The sequence below is a fragment of the Janthinobacterium sp. SUN026 genome (genome assembly GCF_030397625.1).
Lineage (GTDB): Bacteria > Pseudomonadota > Gammaproteobacteria > Burkholderiales > Burkholderiaceae_D > Janthinobacterium > Janthinobacterium kumbetense.
This window is the reverse complement of sequence record NZ_JAPQNU010000003.1, coordinates 107242-124429: the sequence shown is the minus strand read 5'-3', so window position 1 is coordinate 124429 and position 17188 is coordinate 107242. Positions and strand designations below refer to the sequence as shown.

The following is a 17188-nucleotide window of genomic DNA, read 5'->3' as shown; positions in this document are numbered from 1 at the left end:
GGCAAGAAGCGGGAAGCGGGGCGGAAGCGTTACACTACGGCCTATGATGCCTGACTCCTTCTTTTCGCCACCGCGCCGCCGCACCGTCATCTTTGTCGCGGTCATCGGCGTACTGCATTACGTGGCGTTGGAATGGCTCACCTCGCGCGCCAGCATGGTGCCGCTGGGACAGAATCATGCGCAGGTGGTCAGCATGGCCTTGATCGCCGAGCCGCCCAAGCCCCTGCCGGTGGTGCCGCCCCCGCCGCCCGAACTGCGGCCCGTGCCCAAGCCCAGGCCGCCGCCGCCGCCCCCGCCGCCGACGGAGCTGGCGTCGAGCGAAACGCCTCAGTTGACGGCGCCCGTCAGCGACGTGCCGGAAGGCCCGGCCACGAGCGAGCCGGCCGCTGTGGCGGCCCCGGCCATCACGGCGCCGGCGCCCGCCGTGGCCGCCGCGCCCGCGCCGGCCAGCGAACCGCCGCCACCGCCCGTCGAACAGGCACGCCACTACAAGACGAACGCGCCCGCTTCGGCCCAGTTCGACCTGCATGTGGACAGGCGCGATGCGGACGGCACCAAGTGGCAGGGCGTGGCCGCGATGGCGTGGGACAACCGGGGCGACACGTATCAGCTGAAACTGGAAGTGGGCTTGAGCATGCTGATCACGCGCATCAACCTGCTGGTGCTGACGAGCGAGGGCCAGATCGATGGCAGCGGCATCGTGCCCGTCACGGCCACGGAGAAACGCAAGGGCCGCGCGCAAACGGCCACGCATTTCAACCGCGACGCCAAGGCCATCACGTTTTCGGCCACGACGGCCACGGCGCCATGGCAGGAAGGGGCGCAGGACAAGGCCACCGTGCCGTTCCAGCTGGCCGCCATCGGCCGCGCCGACGTCAACCAGCTGGTGGGCAATATCGACATTCTCGTCGGCGAGGAAAAGGAAGCGACCGTGTTCCGCTTCCACCTGGTGGGCGAGGAAGAACTGGACACGAAAATGGGCCGCCTGGTGACGTGGCACCTGCGCCGGCCGCCGAAGCCGGGCACGTATTCGTCGCAGCTCGATGTCTGGCTGGCGCCGTCCATGCAATGGTATCCGGTACAAATACGCAATACCGAAGCGAACGGGGCGCTGACCACGCAAACCGTGACCAAGATCTCCGTAAATGAATCAACAGGAAAATAAATGACTACTTTGACTACCTTGAAACGCGTCCTGGCTGCCAGCCTGCTGGCGGCCACCCTGACGCCCGCCATGGCGGCGGACGAGCCCGTGGACCATCCCGTCATCAAGCGCCCGTACAAGCTGGCGCCGTCGGCCGACCTCGTCTATTCGATCAAGGCGAAACAGCGCGGCATTGCGCTGTCCGGCGAATCGGTCAGCAACTGGCGCGCCGGCGACGGCAAGTACTCGCTGCTGGCCGAAACCAAGGCCGCCCTGTTCGGCAAGATCCTGGAACAGCGCAGCGAAGGCACGGTCGACGATTACGGCCTGGCGCCGGCGCAGTTCGTGGAAAAACGTTTCCGCAAGGAAGCGGCCACGACCACCTTCAAGCGCGACAGCAAGAGCATCGTCTTCAGCGAAGGCGATGAAACGTATCCGCTGAAAGGCGGCGAGCAGGACCGCAACAGCACCGTCTGGCAACTGGTCAGCGTGGCGCGCGCCACCCCGGAGAAATTCACGCCCGGCTCGGAATGGAGCTTCTTCGTTGCCGGCCGCCATGACGCCGAACCGTGGACCTTCAAGGTCGTCAAGCAGGAAACGGTCGCCACCGGCCAGGGTTTGCTGGAAGCCGTGCACCTGGTCAAGGCACCGCCGCCGGACAAGAAGGGCCAGCAAGTGGACCTGTGGCTGGCGCCGTCGCTGGAATGGTATCCCGTGAAGGTGACGTTCGCCGATGAAGACGGCGATTACGTCGAGCAAACCTTGCAAAAGATCGTCAGGAAGTAAGTGTTCACTAATGGCTTGGGACCAGGCATGCCGTGTTTGGCCCCCCATTTCATCCTCCTGGCCCGGCACGGCGCACCGGCCGTGTTGCGCCATGTCCGCACCGCCCCCTCCCATGCGCTAAATTGCATGTCAGAACTGATATACTGACGCCCCCGCCCCGCAGCGCCGCGTTAGCCCGCAGCGCCGCCCGCTGAACACTCATCCGGAAAAGAATGATTGATATAATGGCAAGTGCAGCCGTGGCTACGGATGCAAATCAGACAGAGCAAGAGCATCACGATTCCTTGCAGGCGCATTTCCAGCCCAATATTTCGGCCGATGAAATTGAGCAAGTTTTTCACTTGAAGCGGGCGCAGCCCTTGCTGCAAGTGTTTACGGCCCTGTTCCACGGCGGTTTCGATGGCGTGCTGGTGCGTCTGCTGGTGTTGCGCGAGCTCGCGTCCGATGCGGCCACGTCCGCCTATACGCGCGCCGATATCAATACGAAACTCGCATATCTGTTGCCGGAAAGCCTGGAAACGGTCTTGCTGCGCCTGCGCTCGAACCAGTTGCTGGCCTGGGATGCGCAGCAGGGCGTGTACCGCGTGACCCCGATGGCGCGCAATGTGCTGTCCGCCATCGACAGCTTGCTGGGCCTGGGGCAGACGGAAGATGAAGCGGAAATGGGTTTCCTGCTGTCGCAGGTGGCGGGCGCGCAAGCCGTCGGTGGCGTGTCGGTCGAGCAACTTCAGCATTTGCTGGGCCGCCTGGTGGACTTGACGGAAGAATTTTCCGACGCGATTGCCTCCGGTTCCGAATTCCGCCTGCGCACGGCGCAAGCGAAGTGGAACATGGCTTGCGACTGGGTCGAGAAGGGTTCCGAGATCCTCGTGGCGATCACGTCCGATGAAAACGCGGACAGCGCCACGCACAAGGCGGCGCAGGCGATCGGCCGCGCGCAAAGTAAATTGCTGAACATGCAAGGCATGTTTTCGCGCGCCCTGAACCAGATCGAGCGCCAGCGGGTCCACCTGGGCCAGTCGGGCCTGTCGACCACGGACATCAAGCGCTGGCTCTTGCTGCATGACGACCTGGCCAGCCTGGCCGAGGGCGCCATCGACCAGCCTGTCGTGCCCCTGTTCTCAACGCCGGCCGAGATGATCGACGTGGCTGAAACGGAACTGCTGTCCGAACGGGCGGCGGGTGTCATCAACACGGGCCTGCCCAGCGGAGAGGACGCGCCCACCACCATCAGCGACGGTCCCGCCATGCAACTCGAACTCGATGACTTGCTCGAACGCCTGTCGAACTTCGCCAGCCTGGGCAATTTCCCCAGCATCGGCGAAGAAGGGCCGAAATCGGTGCCCGTGCAGGATTCCCTGTTGCCGGCCAGCTTTGCCGTGGCCTCGTACCGCGCCTCCATGCTACCGCTGCTGGGCGACGTCTCCGAAGCGAGCTTGCAGGGATCCACGGCCGAACTGGCCCGTTTGCCGATTACCTTTACACCGACCGACGAGATGGTCCAACTGACCGACCCCCACGTGGCGGCCATGTCGATCGCCTCGCTTTCACTGAATGTTTCACTTGATTTAGATAGCGGCACTGCCGATGAATGACGATTCCCAAATCCTGATTGCGCGCCTGCTCACGCATCAAACCCTGCGCCGCGACGACAAGCTCGTCAAGCGCGTGCTGTCCGACGAGCTGTTCCGCGCCGAGATCGATGCGCGCCTGCTGGCCTGCGGCTTGAAACTGCTCGACAACGTGTACGCCGACCATGTCACCCTGGCACTGACGCGCACCATCGAACCGAAGATTTTCGGCGCGCGCGACGTGTGGCAAAACAACAACTTTGGCCTGGCGCGCGATGGCGTGGCCTTGCTGGTGGTGCTGTGGGCGCAGATCATCCTGCCCAAGCGTGAACGCCAGGAAACGCACCAGCACGCGGACGACGACCAGAACGACATGTTTGGCACGGAAAAGCCGCTGCCGCGCGCGGAAGACGCGTCGATCGGCATTTCCTACAAGGCGCTGCTGTCGGACTTCGGCGACAAGCTGGGCAAGAAGACGCGCATGGACATGAATCTGGGCACCCTGGCCAAGCTGGGCTTTATCGAGCGGCGCGGCGACTTCATCCTGGAAGGTCCGCTGCTGGACCTGATGATGGACACGGACGTCTTGAAAGAGCGCATCATCAATGGCGCCCTGGCTGACGTGTTCAAGCGGGCGCCGGCGCGCCTGGTGGCCGTCAGCGGCGATACGTTGCCCGACGCCGACCTGGCGGATGACTTGTCCGCCGACATCGGCGACCTGCCCGACGACGGCGATGAGTCCGTGTCCGACCTCCCTCACTGAAAGCGCCCATGTTTCATATCAAATCACTTGAACTGGTGCACTGGGATTACTGGCAGCGCATCAAGAATATTCCGCTCGACGCGAAGATCATCACCATCGCGGGGCAGAACGGCTCGGGCAAGACCACCTTGCTCGACGCCTTGCGCACCCTGTTCGGCCTCGATTGCTCGATGGGACGCACGTATAAACACTATGCGCGCCACTCGGGCCAGCAGACGGCCTGGCTGCGCGCCGTGGTCGACAACAAGAACGTGGGCAAGCAGCTGTCGAACCGGCCGTTCCGCAGTTCCGGCTTCTTCAGCGACGATGAAGTGACCCTGTTTTGCCAGATCCAGAAGAATGGCGGCGACTGGAAGCGCCAGTATCTGATGCGTCCGGGCAATGTGCAGATTGAGGACATCACGGACGCCAACGACTGGCTCGGCGTGGAAAACTACCGCAAGCGCCTGGCCAATGCGGGCCTGTCGCCCGCCATGTCGAAAGTGCTGGCGCTGGAGCAGGGCGAGACGGACAAATTGTGCGAATACGCGCCGCGCCAGCTGCTCGACCTCGTGTTCCAGGTGTTTGGCGACAAGGAGGTGCTGGACGCCTACGACGAAGCCAAGCGCCACCAGCGCGACACGGAAGTGGAACTGAAGCGTTTCGAGACGGAACTGGAAGCGTCGAAGACCAACCTGGAAGGCTTGCGCCTGCGCGTGGCCAACTATCACCAGTGGGAGGGGCTGCATAAGGAGCGCCGCAACCTGCTGGAAGAAGTGCTGCCCAGCCTGCAGTACCACGAGGCGCGCGAAAAAGCGGCCGCGGCCAGCCGGCAATTGCGCGATGCGCGCAAACCGATGGCGCAGGCGGACCAGCAGCTGACCGATAAACGCAACGCGCTGGCATCGCAGGCGAAGGCCCTGTTCGACGCGCAAATGAACGAAACCTTGCTGGAACAGGAATCGATCGGCTTGCAGAGTCGTTTGTCCTTGATCAATAGCAAGCTCAAACCGCTGGACAGCCTGCTGGAGCAGAAAGACCGTTTGCACAAGCTGGCGGCGGACTCGGGCAGCGACATCGCCGAAGTGGCGGCCCAGCTGGAACAGAAGGAAGCGCAATTGCTGCAGCAGCGCCAGCAGCGCGACGCCTTGGCGGCGCGCATCGCGGGCGAACAGGCAACTATTGCCGCGCTGCAAGGCAAGACGGCCATGCCGGAGCCGGACAACGTGCGCGGCATGCGCCGCGCGCTGCGCGATGCCGGGATCAGTCACGCGATGCTGTCCGATATCGTCGAAGTGACGGACAGCCGCTGGCAGGGCGCCGTCGAAGGCGTGCTGGGCGGTTACGCTTCGGTGGTGCTGCTGGACAAGGCCAAGGATGCGGCGGCCGCCTATCGTCTGGCCGAGAAGGAGCGCTATCGCCACTTCATCGTGCCCGACCTGGTCACGGCGCCTGTCGCGAAAGACGAGAGCTTGCTGGCCGTGGTGAAATTTTCCGCGCCCGTGCCCAGCTGGCTGATCGAGCAACTGTCGCGCATTTCCCGCGTCGATTCCGTCGAAGCAGGTTTTAAACTGGGCAACCATGAGGAATGGATCACGCCCGAGGCGTATCACCGCGAACGCCGCGGCGGGCGCTCGCTGTTCGTGGAAGCGTCGCGCTACCGCTTCGGCCAGGCTGGCCGCAGCGGCCGCCTGGAAGCGCTGCTGCGCTCCCTGCCGGGCCTGGAAGGACAGGAAGACACCCTGACCCTGGCGATTTCGAAGCTGGCGGCCGAAGTGGGCGCCTTGAAAGCGCGCATCGCCGGCGTCGACGCGGCCAAGGAACTCAGTGCCCGCCAGGAAGAGTTCGCCGAAGCGCTGCGCAATTCCAAGCCGCTCAAGGAAGAGCGCCTGGAAGTGGGTGGCCGCCTGGGCGAGCTGCAAAACCTGACGAAGAACGCCACCGTGGCGCGCACGCGTGCCGATACCGTGTGGCAAAACGCGCGCCTGGCCCTGTCCGAGGCGGAAGCGGGCTCGCGCCTCGGCTACAAGAAGCAGATCGAACAGCGCGCCGAGCATGCGCGCGCCTTGTTGGCCCTGCGCCATGCGTGGCGCCACTTGCCGAAAAGCTGGCGCCGTCCCGCACGCCGCGCGGCCCTCGTGGCCGAGCATCAGAATGCGCACCAGGTCGACTTGCGCGTGGCCAGCCTGCAAAACAGCCTGGCGCGCGACGACTGGGAACTGGACGCCACCGTCATCGACCAGCACCACCGCCTGTCGGACCAGTTGCATGGCCGCCAGTCGGAAACGGACGAGCGCCGCTACCAGAACAACCGCGCCATCGAAGCGACGGGCAATGCCCGCGGCGCCTACATGGAACGCTTGCGCTACACCATCAAGACTTACAGCAAGAACATCAAGGAGCTGGGCGAACTGGCCGGCATCGAAGTGCATGCCGACCCCGTGCGCCTGGAAAACGACGACGTGCAGCTGTCGCAGGCGGGCTTGCACGTGCGCTTCAAGTTCGACGGCAAGGGCGTCATCGGCATGAACGATGGCGAAGCGTCGGGCGGCCAGCAAGTGATGAAATCGCTGGTGCTCCTGATCGGCTTGCTGAAATCGGAAGACGGTTCCGGCGGCTTCGTCTTCATCGACGAACCGTTTGCCCACCTCGATATCCGCAACATTCAATTGGTTGGCGAATTCCTGAAGAACACGGAAGCGCAATACCTGATGACGACGCCGTTGACGCACAACACGGATGTCTACGATCCATCGGAACTGACTTTGATAACGAGCAAGAAGAAAAAGGATACCCAATGGGCGCAACCGATTTTCGTGCTGCAGCGCCGGGTCGATCCCGTCTCGGGCAAGGTGGCGTGATGCTGGTGCGCACCTTGCTGGCATCTGCCGCGCTGGCGCTGGCGTGTTCGGCGCCCGCCATGGCCAACGACGGCATCGGCTCCGTGAGCGCAGGCGGCATCCTGTTCGGCAAGACGGATGCCGTGGCCATGAAAAAGGAAGTGCTCAGCGTGAGTGCGGAATTGATCAAGGTCGAATACGAGTTCCTCAATGAGTCGAAAACGGATGTGGAGGAGACGATCTTCTTCCCGCTGCCCGAATACTCTTCCGGCTACCACGGCTCGCCCACGTATTATGGCCAGCCGCAGCAGTTTACCGTCGACGTGGATGGCAAGCGCAAGGACTATAAAACCACCTTCGTCGCCAAGCTCGACGCCGAGGATGTGACGGCCCGCTTGCGCCAGCTGGGCTTGTCCGATGCGCAAATTGCGTATTTCCCCTCGCACACGCCGTTCGACAAGAAAGTGGCGCCGCTGACGGCCGCGCAGAGCAAGATCATGATCCGCGAAGGCTTGCTGGCCCAGCTGTACGACGAGGAATGGGTACCGGCCTGGACCGTGAAAGTCATCTACCTGTGGCAGCAGAAATTCCCTGCCGGCAAAGTCGTGCGCGTGCGGCATCAATATGCGCCGTTCGTTGCGGCCGGTCCGGGCGCGTCCTACCTGGGCGATGGCAATACATTTGAAAAGAAATACTGCGGCGACAAGGCCTTCTACAAGACGTGGAACCGCCTGGCGGCCCAGCAGGGTGAAAGCGGCTTCGTCAATGCCGTGTGGGTATCGTACATTTTGACCACCGGCAATACGTGGAAGAATGGCATCGAAGACTTTACCTTGAACTTAATCAAGGGCAAGTCGGACGAGCTGGTCAGCCTGTGCTTCCCCGGTACGTTTACCAAAATCAACCCCACCACCTTGCAAGTCAAGCTGCGCAACTTCCATCCGAAGCAAGACCTGGACGTGTACTTCGGCAATGTCGAAGGCATGGTTAGCCACGACGGCGTGGCGCCGCAGATCCGGCCCTAGCTGCATGAGCAGGCAGGAAGCACTGGCGGCGCGCCTGCGCGCCATCGCCGGCGCCACGCCGTGGTGCATGCAAGCCCTGCACGCCGTGGCGCAGCTGGGCTTGCCCCACTGCTGCATCGGCGCCGGCGCCGTGCGCAACCTCGTGTGGGATGCCTTGCATGGTTACGCGCAAGCGTCTGCCTTGAGCGACGTCGACGTGGCGTATTTCGATGCGCACAATTTGCAACCCCGGCGTGAGGTGGAACTGCGCCAGCGCCTGGAAACTGTGCTGCCCGGCGTGCCGTGGGAGGTTTGCAACCAGGCGCGGGTGCACCTGTGGTTCGAAGACGCGTTCGGCTACGCCGTGCCGCCCCTGCTGTCGCTCGACGACGCCATCGCTACCTGGCCCGAGTTTGCTACCTCGGTCGGCATCTCGCTGCAGCCTGACGGCGGGATCGGCATCATCGCGCCGCATGGCCTCGACGACCTGTTCGATATGGTGGTGCGGCGCAACCCGGCGCGCATCAGCCTGGACGGCTATGCGCAGCGCCTGGCCAGCAAGGATTATGCGGCGCGCTGGCCGCGCGTCACCATCATCGCCTAGGTAAACCATGGTGTAAAACACAATTAAATGCACTGTGGATACAGATTGCCTATAATTGCCAATTTTCCAATAGTGTTTTCCTGATCCCATGTCCCTGTCGATTTCCATGCCGTTGCGCCGCCTCGGCCGCCTGTTCTGCCTTTCCTCCGCTCTCGTGGCGCCCGCCGCCTGGGCCGACAGCTATACCGATTTCCAGCAAGCCAGCGCGCGCCTGGAAGCGCTGATGGCCAAGGCCACGCTGCAAAGCGGCTTGCCGCGCCTGAGTGAACCTGAAGTGGCAGCGCTGATTGCCCGGATTACCGACGCGCCGGGCCTGTTCCGGGCGCCCGTCGCGGCGTTGCAGGACATCAACCCGAGCGTGGCCCTGTGCGAACGGGCAACCAACATCGGCAAGGCGTATTACACGTTTGGCAGCGAGCGGCCGCTGCCGCTGTCCGGCGCCGAATTGCAGCAGGCGCGCAATGACCAGGTAACGGAGAACCTGGCCAATTATGGCGATGAAATGAGTACTTTTTTTGCCTTTGGCATGCATTGCCATGCGCACTTGATTGGCTTGATGGAGCAGGAATTCAGTAGCCAGCCGCTGCAGGTAGTGAGCGGTACGGAGCGCATGCGCGCGCGCGCCTTCAGCAAGGGCTCGACCACCCTGTATGTCGGCGTGGTGCAGTTCGTGCAAGTGCCGTTCTGGACCGTGGCGCAAAAGAAGCGCATGCTGGACGCGGCCGCGCAGTACGCAGCGCCGAACGTCGCGCTGATGGCGCCGCCGTTGCGCGAGCGTTTGCTGGCCAGCCTGGCTGATGCGGACAAGGACCTCGATCCCGCCCTGGCGCCGGCGCTGGCGACGATACGCCAGGCACTGTCGGTGACGACCTGCGAAGGCCTGTGCCAGTACTACTGACGGGATGACTTATTCGGGCGCCTGCAGCGGTTGGTTGCGCTGGCGCCAGCGCACCAGGCCCCACGCATACACGGCGTAGTAGCCGATAACGAGGCCGTAGGCGGCCATCGTCAGCGCGCTCTGGCCGAACGGTGGCGGCGGCACGGGCACGTCGAGGCGCGAGTTCAGGTAGATTTCCATGCCACGGTACAGCAGGCGGGCGATGAACAGCATCGTGATGGCCAGGCCCAGGTAGCGGTGCTGGGTAAAGAAAAAGTCCTTGCCGACCTGTTCGAAGCGCGTCAGCTTCAAGCCCAGCACGCCCAGCCAGCCGCCGGCCAGCGCGGCCGCGCCCAGGCTGGACAGGGGCAGGACGTCGAACTTTGTCGTCGTCGCCAGGAACAGCAGCAGCGCGGGGAAGGCGATCGCCACCGTCCAGTGCCGCCACAGCTGCGACTTCTGGCGCGCCACCAGTTTCTTCAGGCGCGAGTAGATGCGCCAGACCAGCAGCGGGACCAGTAACAGCAGGGCGAGGGTGGTGGTTTCCATGTATGCAATCGGGTACGGGTAAAACAGCGATTGTAAGCCAGATGGGGACGGGCGGCGATGCTTGTCAAACGGTAAAAGTTGCATGTTGACATTTACATGGCATGCAAGCACTATGCCTTGTCACGCCGTGCCGCCGGCCGCCGACGTCAGGCCGGCAGGCAAACATGGACAGGCGGCGGGCATCTCGTGGTATGGTCTTCTTTTGTCCGCCGGGAGGCCAGCCATGTCCGTCATCCATGCCCACCGCGCGCCCGACCCGGCGCCCGTCGATGAACCCATGCCGGCGCCGGAGCCGCAAGAAGCGCCCGGGCACCATCCGGGGCCCGTGCACCCGGTGCCGCAGGACGATCCCGTGCCGCACCCGCATCCCAGTTAATCTCGTCAAGAAAGGCTGTTTTAGATGGCAATTGTCAAGGAAGTCTACACACGCAAAGTCAGCGGAGAATCGTTCGACTATGAACTCGATTACACCCAGGGCACGGACGTGGCCTGGATTGCGCGCGTGTATCACGACGGCGTGCTGAAAGGCTCGCCCCATGGCGCGCTGACGGCCAACGTGCTGTCCGGCCCCGCGCTGGAACAGTATTTGCGCGCGTACGTCGAAGGCATGATCGAGCGGGGCCTCGACGTGGCCGAGTAAGTTTGCCTTTGCGGCAGATCAAAGAAAAGGGCGCCGAGGCGCCCTTTGTTGTTTCTGCATTTCAACGTCTGATTAGTCGAACGCCCACGTGTACAGCACGTCCAGGGCATTGTTCGTGCCGGTCTGGAATTGCAGGGTGATGCGGCGGTTCAGCTTGTAACGCAGCTTGACCAGGCTCGTCGCCGTGCTCGTGCCTTGCTCGAACGTCAGGTAGGCGCGCGAGGACAGGCGCTTGCCGACGGTGACGACCGTGCTTTCCAGCCCTTGCGCCTGCGACAGGCCCACTTCGTCGAGTCCCAGCGAATTGGCCAGCTTGCCCTGCAAGCCGCCGCCGGAGCCGCCGAAGAGGGCGCCTGCTGCCGTCGTCAAGAGGGCCATTTCATCGCCGGCCGCCGTTTCCGCGCCGTGGCCCAGGATCAGCCAGGCCAGCTTGTCGCTGTCCGACACGCTCGGGGTGGACACCAGCTTGGCCGTCGGCGCCTGGGCCGTGCCGCGCACTTCCACGCCCGCTTCCACATTCGTTTCCGACAAGGCTTCGCCTTCGGGACGCTTGCGCACGGCCAGGATGTTCAGCGACGGGTTGTCGTAGGCGCCCGTGAAGGCGATCAAGCCCCGTTCGATCGACAGCTTTTGTCCATAGGCGGCGTATTGACCTGTGACAACCTTGATGCTGCCCGTCACGCGCGGCGCGGCGCGGTTGATGACCCTGGCGCGCACATTGCCCGCCAGGTCCGCATCGATGCCCATGCCGCGCAGGTGGAAGGCATTGCCCAGGTCAAACTCGAGGTCGATATTCAATGGCAAGGATGGTGCTTCCTTGCTGCCCTTGACTTCCTTGCCCAGCACCACCACGTCGCTGCTTTGCGTGGGTGTATCTTGCGGCGCCAGTTCGATCAGCGCGCGGTTGGCCTTGAACTTGCCCTCGAAGCTGAAGCGCTTGTCGTTGCGCACCAGGGTGCTGTTGCCCGACAGGATCAAGGTGCGGTCGGGGCGCGACAGCGCTTGCAGGCGATCGGCCATCAATTTCAGTTCCAGGCTCGCTTCGCCATTCGCAAAGCGTACCCAGCCGTCTGCCTGTACCTTGCCATCGCCGCCGTCAAAGCTCAGGCGCTGCAATTGCAATTGATCGCCGGCCAGCTTGGCTTGCAGCACGCCATTGCGCAATTTCAAGCCCTGGTCGGCCCAGTTCACCAGCAGCTTGCTGCCGTTGATGTCGCCATTCAATTGCGGCGCGCCGATGGTGCCACTACCGGACAGCGCCACTTTCAAGGCGCCGCCCAGTTCCAGGCCCGGCTGGCCCGTCAGCGGCGCCAGCCAGGCCAGCGAATCGATGCTGGTCGTGCCCGTCAGGGAGAGGGCGCTGTCGTTGCTGATGCGCCCGCCCAGCATTTGCACGGTGGCATTGATATCGCTCTGCCCCGCGCGCGCGCCATCGAGTTTCACGGCCAGGCGTAGCTGCTGGTTGGCAACATCCACGCGGGCGTCGAGGGTGCGCAAACCCAGCGCCAGCGGCTGCTCCACGCCCACCGTCACGTCGCCTTTTTCGCGGTAGATGTGCAACATGCCCGCCAGGGAGGGATCTTTCTGCTGCGCCGTCGGCACCTGCATGTCGAGCGACCATTGCGCGCCCAAGGTCAGGTCGCTGCGCGCATTGGCTTGCAGCGAGGGAATCACTTGCGCCAGATACGTCAGCGCCACGCCCGCCGCCTGGCCGGAACTGGTCCAGCGGGGACCGTTCTTGACCAGGCTTTGCATGGTGATGCTGCCCGCAGGCAATTTGATGGCGGTGTTGCCCACGCTGATCTGCTCCGGCTGGCCCAGGCCCGCCACGCCGCTGCCGGCGGGGCCCGCCACTTTCACGGGCACGGGCGCTTGCAGCACGAGCGCATAGCGGCCCTTGTTTTGCAGGCCGTCGATCGTGCCCGTCCAGCTGGCGCCGCTCTGGCTGCCGCGGATTTGCACGGTGGCGTCGAAATCGTCGTTGCGCGCCGCCAGGCTCACGGTATGGCTGCCGCGCGTGCCCGTCGTGGCCAGGCGGGCGCTGCCCAGCTTGAAGGTGGGCGTGCTGTAGCCCGTGATGTCCAGGCTGCTGACCATGGGGTCGAGCGCGCCCTGGCCGGCGCCCACGCTGGCGCTGCCCTTGATGGATTTCAATTGCTGGTCGCCAAAGAAGGTCAGATCGCGGCCATCGAGCGTCAGCTGCGCGGCCGGCGCGTCCATCTTGCCGCTGACGGAACCGGACGCTTGCAGCACGCCGGCAAAGCGGGGCCCCAGGGTCGACAGTTGCGGCGCATCAAGTTTCCACGTCAGCTTGTCCGTGGCGCCGCCCAGCGCGCCCTTGGCCAGCAGGCTGTTCGGCCCCAGGCGCAGTTCCGTATCCACGCTGTCGACCCGTTTCGCATTGGCCGACAGCTTGGCGTAGCCGGCCAGCGGGGCGTTTTGCAAGGTCGATTCGCGCAGGGCCAGGTTGAGGGCCACTTGCCAGTCGCCGCTCAGGCGGCCGCTGCCGTTGAAATCCGCGTTGACGTTGCCGTTGGGCAGTGCAGCACCAAACGCGGCCGGGTTGATCTTTTGCAAGGAACCCGTCACTTTCAGTTCCGCTACCTGCTTCGGTCCCGTCAAGCCCACGTCGCCGCTGGCGTGGATGGCGCTGTCCGGCGCGGGACGCTTGCCGCTGGTCAAGCCAAGCCCTTTCGCATCGGCAACAAACGTCGTGCGCGGCTGCTGCATGGTGCCTTGCACCACGCCGCTGGCCAGCACGCTGCCCAGCAAGTCGGACTGCAGGGCGGACAGTTGCCGCGCATCGACGTTCCAGTTGAGTTTTTCGCCGGCGCCGCCGAAGTTGCCCTTGGCCGTCACGTTGTTCTTGCCCAGCGCCAATTGCACGTCGATGCCGCTGAAATGGGCCGCATCGGCCGTCAGCTTGCCCTTGCCGGACAGGGGCTGGTCGAGCAGCTTGCTGGGGCGCACGGTGAAGTCCGCATTTGCCAGCCATTGCGGCGCCACGTGGCCGTTGGCGCGCACGTCGAGGTTCAGGTCGGCCACGGGGAAGGCGCCGAAGTCGGCGGGATTTAGACGGCTGGTGCTGGCCACGGCCTTGAACGGTTGTTCATCCTTCAGGCTGATCTGGCCCGTCGCGTTGACGCTGCTTTTGCCCGCTTGCAAGGTTGCCTTGCGCAATTGCACGAGGGAATCGGCCAGGGTGGCTTCCACGTCCAGGCGCAGCTTGGCTTCGCCCAGCTTGGCGCGCAGGGTTTGCGTCTTGCCGTCGCTGTCGAGCACGATATCGCCGACGATCTTCGTACTGTTGATGCTGCTGTAAATGTGCTGCAAGTCGATCTTGTCTGTGTGCAAGGTCAGCTGCGCATTGCCGATGGGGGCATCGGCCGCGTCGCGGTTGAGCTTGCCGCTGCCCGTGAACTTGCCCGCAGTGCCGAAATCGATGAGGGCCGACTCCAGGGTGGTGGCCGTCAGGGTGCCGCCTAATCTCGCCTCGAACTGGCGCAGCGGCAGCTTTTGCTGGTCGATGGGGCCCGGTGTCGCGTGGTTGAGGATGGCCAGCTTGCCCGACACGCTTTGCGCGCTGGGGCGCGTATCGATGGCGGCGTCGAGTTCCAGGCTCAGGTCCGCCTGCGGCAAGGTCGCGTCAAACTTGCCCGGATTGATGTTGCGGCCTTTGATGCTGGCCGAGCGCAGGATGATGACGGGGTCGAACGGCGCCAGCGCCAATCGGGCGTCGGCCGTGGCCGCGCCCGCGCTGCCCTTGGCCGTGACGTTCAGCACATTCAGGTCGCCGCCCAGTTGCAGGGCCAGGGCGGCCGGTTTTTCGCCGGCGACGGGGTTGATCTGCGTCAAGCCGGCTTTGCCTGACAGTTTGAACGGTTGCGTGGCGGCAATCGTCGCGCTGGCCGTGGCCTGGCCGAAGGGCGTGAGGGCCGAGGCGTCTTCCAGCTGCCATTGTGTCTTGTCGCCCGACAAGGTGAAATGGATCTTTTCAAATACCGTGTTGCCGCCCGGACTCACCAAGGTCACCTTGTCCAGGCGCGCGTCGGCAATGCCGATCTTGAACGGCGAAGCCAGGCTGGCGGGCATCGTCGACGGTTCCTCGGAGGGCGCCGTGCTTTCCACGGACAGGCTGGCCACATGCAGTTCGCTGATCGCGATGCCTTCCGAGAAGAACTGGAACGGCGACCAGTTGATGTCGATATTCTCGGCCGTAATGTGCTGCGTCTTGCTGCGGTAGCTGACGTGGCCCAGGTGCATGCGGTTGTACAGCGAGCCGGACACGCCCGACACGGCGATTTCGCCGCCGCTGGCGCTGGCCACTTTTTGCACCAGCATCTGCAAGGTCGATTCGCGGCCCAGGAACCAGAAGGCGCCGCCCAGCAGCACTGCCAGGCTGGCGACGGCGATCGCCACATAGCGGGGCCAGCGGCGGACCTTTTTCGCCGGCGGTGGCGGCGCGGCGCCGTTGGGGGACTCGGTAGTAATATCGGACATCAGAAAGTGAATCCCAGAGAGAAGTGCAAACGGTAAGCGTGGACGGCGTGGCCATACGCCACGTCGACATTGATGGGACCGACGGGGCTCTTGTAGCGCCCGCCCAGGCCGTAGCCCGATTTCGGCGTCATGGCCGCCTTCACGGTATCGGCCGCGTTGCCGGCGTCATAGAAGGCGGCAATGGCCCACTTCGGCTTGAACCAGTACTGGTATTCGGCGCTGCCGGTGAGCATGTAGCGCCCGCCGATGGTGGCGTCGCCTTCCTTGACTCCCAGTTCCTGGTAGCCATAGCCGCGCACGGACTGGTCGCCGCCCGCGCGGAACAGGTAGACGGCCGGCACGCCGCGTTTTTCCTTCGAGCCCAGCGCGCCCATTTCGCCGCGCACGATCAGCTCGCCTTTTTCACCGAGCGGACGGTAATACACGGCCTTGCCGGCCACGCGCACGAAGCGCTCGTCCGTCAGCACGGGCAGCAGGGCGCCGCCCACCTGGGCGTTGATGACGTAGCCCTTGGTGGGAAACAGCAGGCTGTCGAGGCTGCGCTTGGTGATGGCATAGGTCAACGGCAAGCTCTTGCTGCGCGTCTGTTCCAGGCCCACGACGGTCTTGTCCTCGCTGAGGAACTCGAACGTCAGGCTGCGCTCGAGGTTGGTACCGCCCCAGTTGCGCTTGGCCGAGATGGTCGTGACGGCCGTGATTTCGTTGGAAATGTCGCTGCGCTCGAACGAGGCGCCCGCGCTGTCGTTGTAGCCGCGCTCGGTCGTTGGGAAGTAAAAATTGGCGTGCGCCGCCTGTTTCTTCGTTTCCATGGTGATCGCGCTCTTGAAGCGCGTGCCCCACACGTTCAGGTTGTCATAGTTGAGCTGGGCGCGATTGCCCGTGTTCGTACTGAAACCGAGACCGGCGCTGACGTTCTGTTGCTTGTTTTCCGTGACGCGCACCACCAGCGGCAGCAGCGGCGCGGGGCCGCGGTTGACGGGCTTGGCTTCGGCGGCGGCGCTGGCACCTTCGGCCTCGGCTTGCTGGCTTTCCTGGCCGGCCTCGATCTGCTCGCTGAGGATGCTGCTCATGTCGGCGCTCACTTCCACGCTGGCAAAGTAGCCCGTGTCCTGCAGGCGCGCCTGCAACGATTGCAGCGCCGATTCGCTGTAGTACTCGCCCGGACGTATCTTGTCGAGGTTGCGGATGATGCTGGGATCGTAGCGTTTCAAGCCTTCGATGCGCAGCTCGCCGAAGCGCAGCTCGGGGCCGCTGTCGAGCACTACCAGCAGCGAGACCTTATGCGTTTCCGGGTCGACCACGGCTTGCGTGTCGACCAGCTGGGCGCGCGGGTAGCGCGTCTGCACCACTTCGCGCAGCAGGGCGCGCTTGGCCGATTCCCAGTCGGCCTGGCGAAACACGCTGCCCGTCTTCAGGGACCAGCTGCGCTTCAGGGCTTCCGTATCGTAGGGCTCGCTGGCGGCCAGCGGCGGCGTGGGATCGAAGCCGCGCAATTCCAGTTCGACCTTGTCGATGGTGACCGCCTGGCCCGGATCGACGTCGACGATGACGACGGGCTTGGCGCCGCTCGTATCGACGCGCACCGTGACGACGGGCGTATAGTAGCCGGCCGTGGCGATGAGGTTCCTGGCTTGCTCGGGCGTATCACGGACGAGGCGCTGCAATTGCTCGCGGTCCATGCGCGGGTTGCCGCGGAAGCGTTCCAGGTCCAGGTTTTTTTCGAGCAACTCATCGAGGTCGCCCGGTGCATTGACCTTGACCTCGTACTGCAGCGGGGCGGGCGCCGCTTCCGTGGCGGCGCTGTCGGCGGGCGCGTCTTGCGCGCTCTGTTGCGCACCCTCCTGCGCGGCGGCCTGGGCGATGGGGAACAGCAAGATGACACTGCCGGCGGCCGCCAGTGCCAGTTGACCCATTGCTTTTGTCACTACTTG

Annotated in this window: 13 protein-coding genes; 10 read left to right on the top strand and 3 right to left on the bottom strand. The window is 64.2% G+C overall.

Annotated elements, in window-relative coordinates:
- The first annotated feature begins 43 nt into the window (after window positions 1–43).
- From OX459_RS15245 to OX459_RS15210, 8 genes are all read left to right on the top strand, one after another.
- Entirely contained in the window at window positions 44–1165 is a 1122-nt protein-coding gene (locus tag OX459_RS15245) for a DUF3108 domain-containing protein (RefSeq protein WP_289905679.1), read from the top strand.
- Window positions 1166–1930, top strand: a complete 765-nt coding sequence (locus tag OX459_RS15240; RefSeq protein WP_289905678.1) for a DUF3108 domain-containing protein — start codon at window positions 1166–1168, stop codon at window positions 1928–1930. It abuts the gene before it with no gap.
- Between the two features lie 224 nt (window positions 1931–2154).
- Window positions 2155–3525 (top strand): hypothetical protein, encoded by a 1371-nt coding sequence (locus OX459_RS15235; RefSeq protein ID WP_092608970.1) that lies wholly within the window; start codon window positions 2155–2157, stop codon window positions 3523–3525.
- A complete protein-coding gene (locus tag OX459_RS15230) occupies window positions 3518–4264 on the top strand; it encodes a hypothetical protein (RefSeq protein ID WP_289905677.1) in 747 nt (248 codons plus the stop codon). Before OX459_RS15235 ends, OX459_RS15230 begins: the two co-directional genes overlap by 8 nt.
- An 8-nt stretch (window positions 4265–4272) precedes the next feature.
- A complete protein-coding gene (locus OX459_RS15225; protein WP_289905676.1) occupies window positions 4273–7104 on the top strand; it encodes an ATP-binding protein in 2832 nt (943 codons plus the stop codon).
- Window positions 7104–8108 carry a DUF4424 family protein gene (locus OX459_RS15220; RefSeq protein WP_289905675.1) on the top strand — a complete coding sequence of 335 codons (1005 nt, stop codon included), beginning with the start codon at window positions 7104–7106 and terminating at the stop codon, window positions 8106–8108. Before OX459_RS15225 ends, OX459_RS15220 begins: the two co-directional genes overlap by 1 nt.
- A 4-nt stretch (window positions 8109–8112) precedes the next feature.
- On the top strand, window positions 8113–8691 hold the full coding sequence (locus tag OX459_RS15215; protein ID WP_289905674.1) for a nucleotidyltransferase family protein: 579 nt from the start codon (window positions 8113–8115) through the stop codon (window positions 8689–8691).
- Window positions 8692–8779: 88 nt separating this feature from the next.
- Window positions 8780–9589 carry a hypothetical protein gene (locus tag OX459_RS15210; RefSeq protein ID WP_289905672.1) on the top strand — a complete coding sequence of 270 codons (810 nt, stop codon included), beginning with the start codon at window positions 8780–8782 and terminating at the stop codon, window positions 9587–9589.
- 9 nt (window positions 9590–9598) lie between these two features.
- Here the strand turns inward: OX459_RS15210 and OX459_RS15205 are convergent, their stop codons facing one another.
- Window positions 9599–10117: a hypothetical protein gene (locus tag OX459_RS15205; protein ID WP_251349301.1), complete on the bottom strand. Its 519-nt coding sequence runs from the start codon at window positions 10115–10117 to the stop codon at window positions 9599–9601.
- Between the two features lie 223 nt (window positions 10118–10340).
- Here OX459_RS15205 and OX459_RS15200 point away from each other — a divergent pair, with 223 nt between their 5' ends.
- Both OX459_RS15200 and OX459_RS15195 read left to right on the top strand, forming a co-directional pair.
- A complete protein-coding gene (locus OX459_RS15200) occupies window positions 10341–10493 on the top strand; it encodes a hypothetical protein (protein WP_168208500.1) in 153 nt (50 codons plus the stop codon).
- A 24-nt stretch (window positions 10494–10517) separates the two neighbouring features.
- Complete coding sequence (locus tag OX459_RS15195; protein WP_099378551.1) at window positions 10518–10757, top strand: hypothetical protein; 240 nt, start codon at window positions 10518–10520, stop codon at window positions 10755–10757.
- Window positions 10758–10829: 72 nt separating this feature from the next.
- On the opposite strand, the gene OX459_RS15190 is transcribed toward OX459_RS15195, so the two are convergent.
- Window positions 10830–15257 carry a translocation/assembly module TamB domain-containing protein gene (locus OX459_RS15190; protein ID WP_289905671.1) on the bottom strand — a complete coding sequence of 1476 codons (4428 nt, stop codon included), beginning with the start codon at window positions 15255–15257 and terminating at the stop codon, window positions 10830–10832.
- A complete protein-coding gene (locus OX459_RS15185; protein WP_289905670.1) occupies window positions 15257–17170 on the bottom strand; it encodes an autotransporter assembly complex family protein in 1914 nt (637 codons plus the stop codon). The genes OX459_RS15190 and OX459_RS15185 overlap by 1 nt, the downstream gene beginning before the upstream one ends.
- Between the last annotated feature and the right edge of the window lie 18 nt (window positions 17171–17188).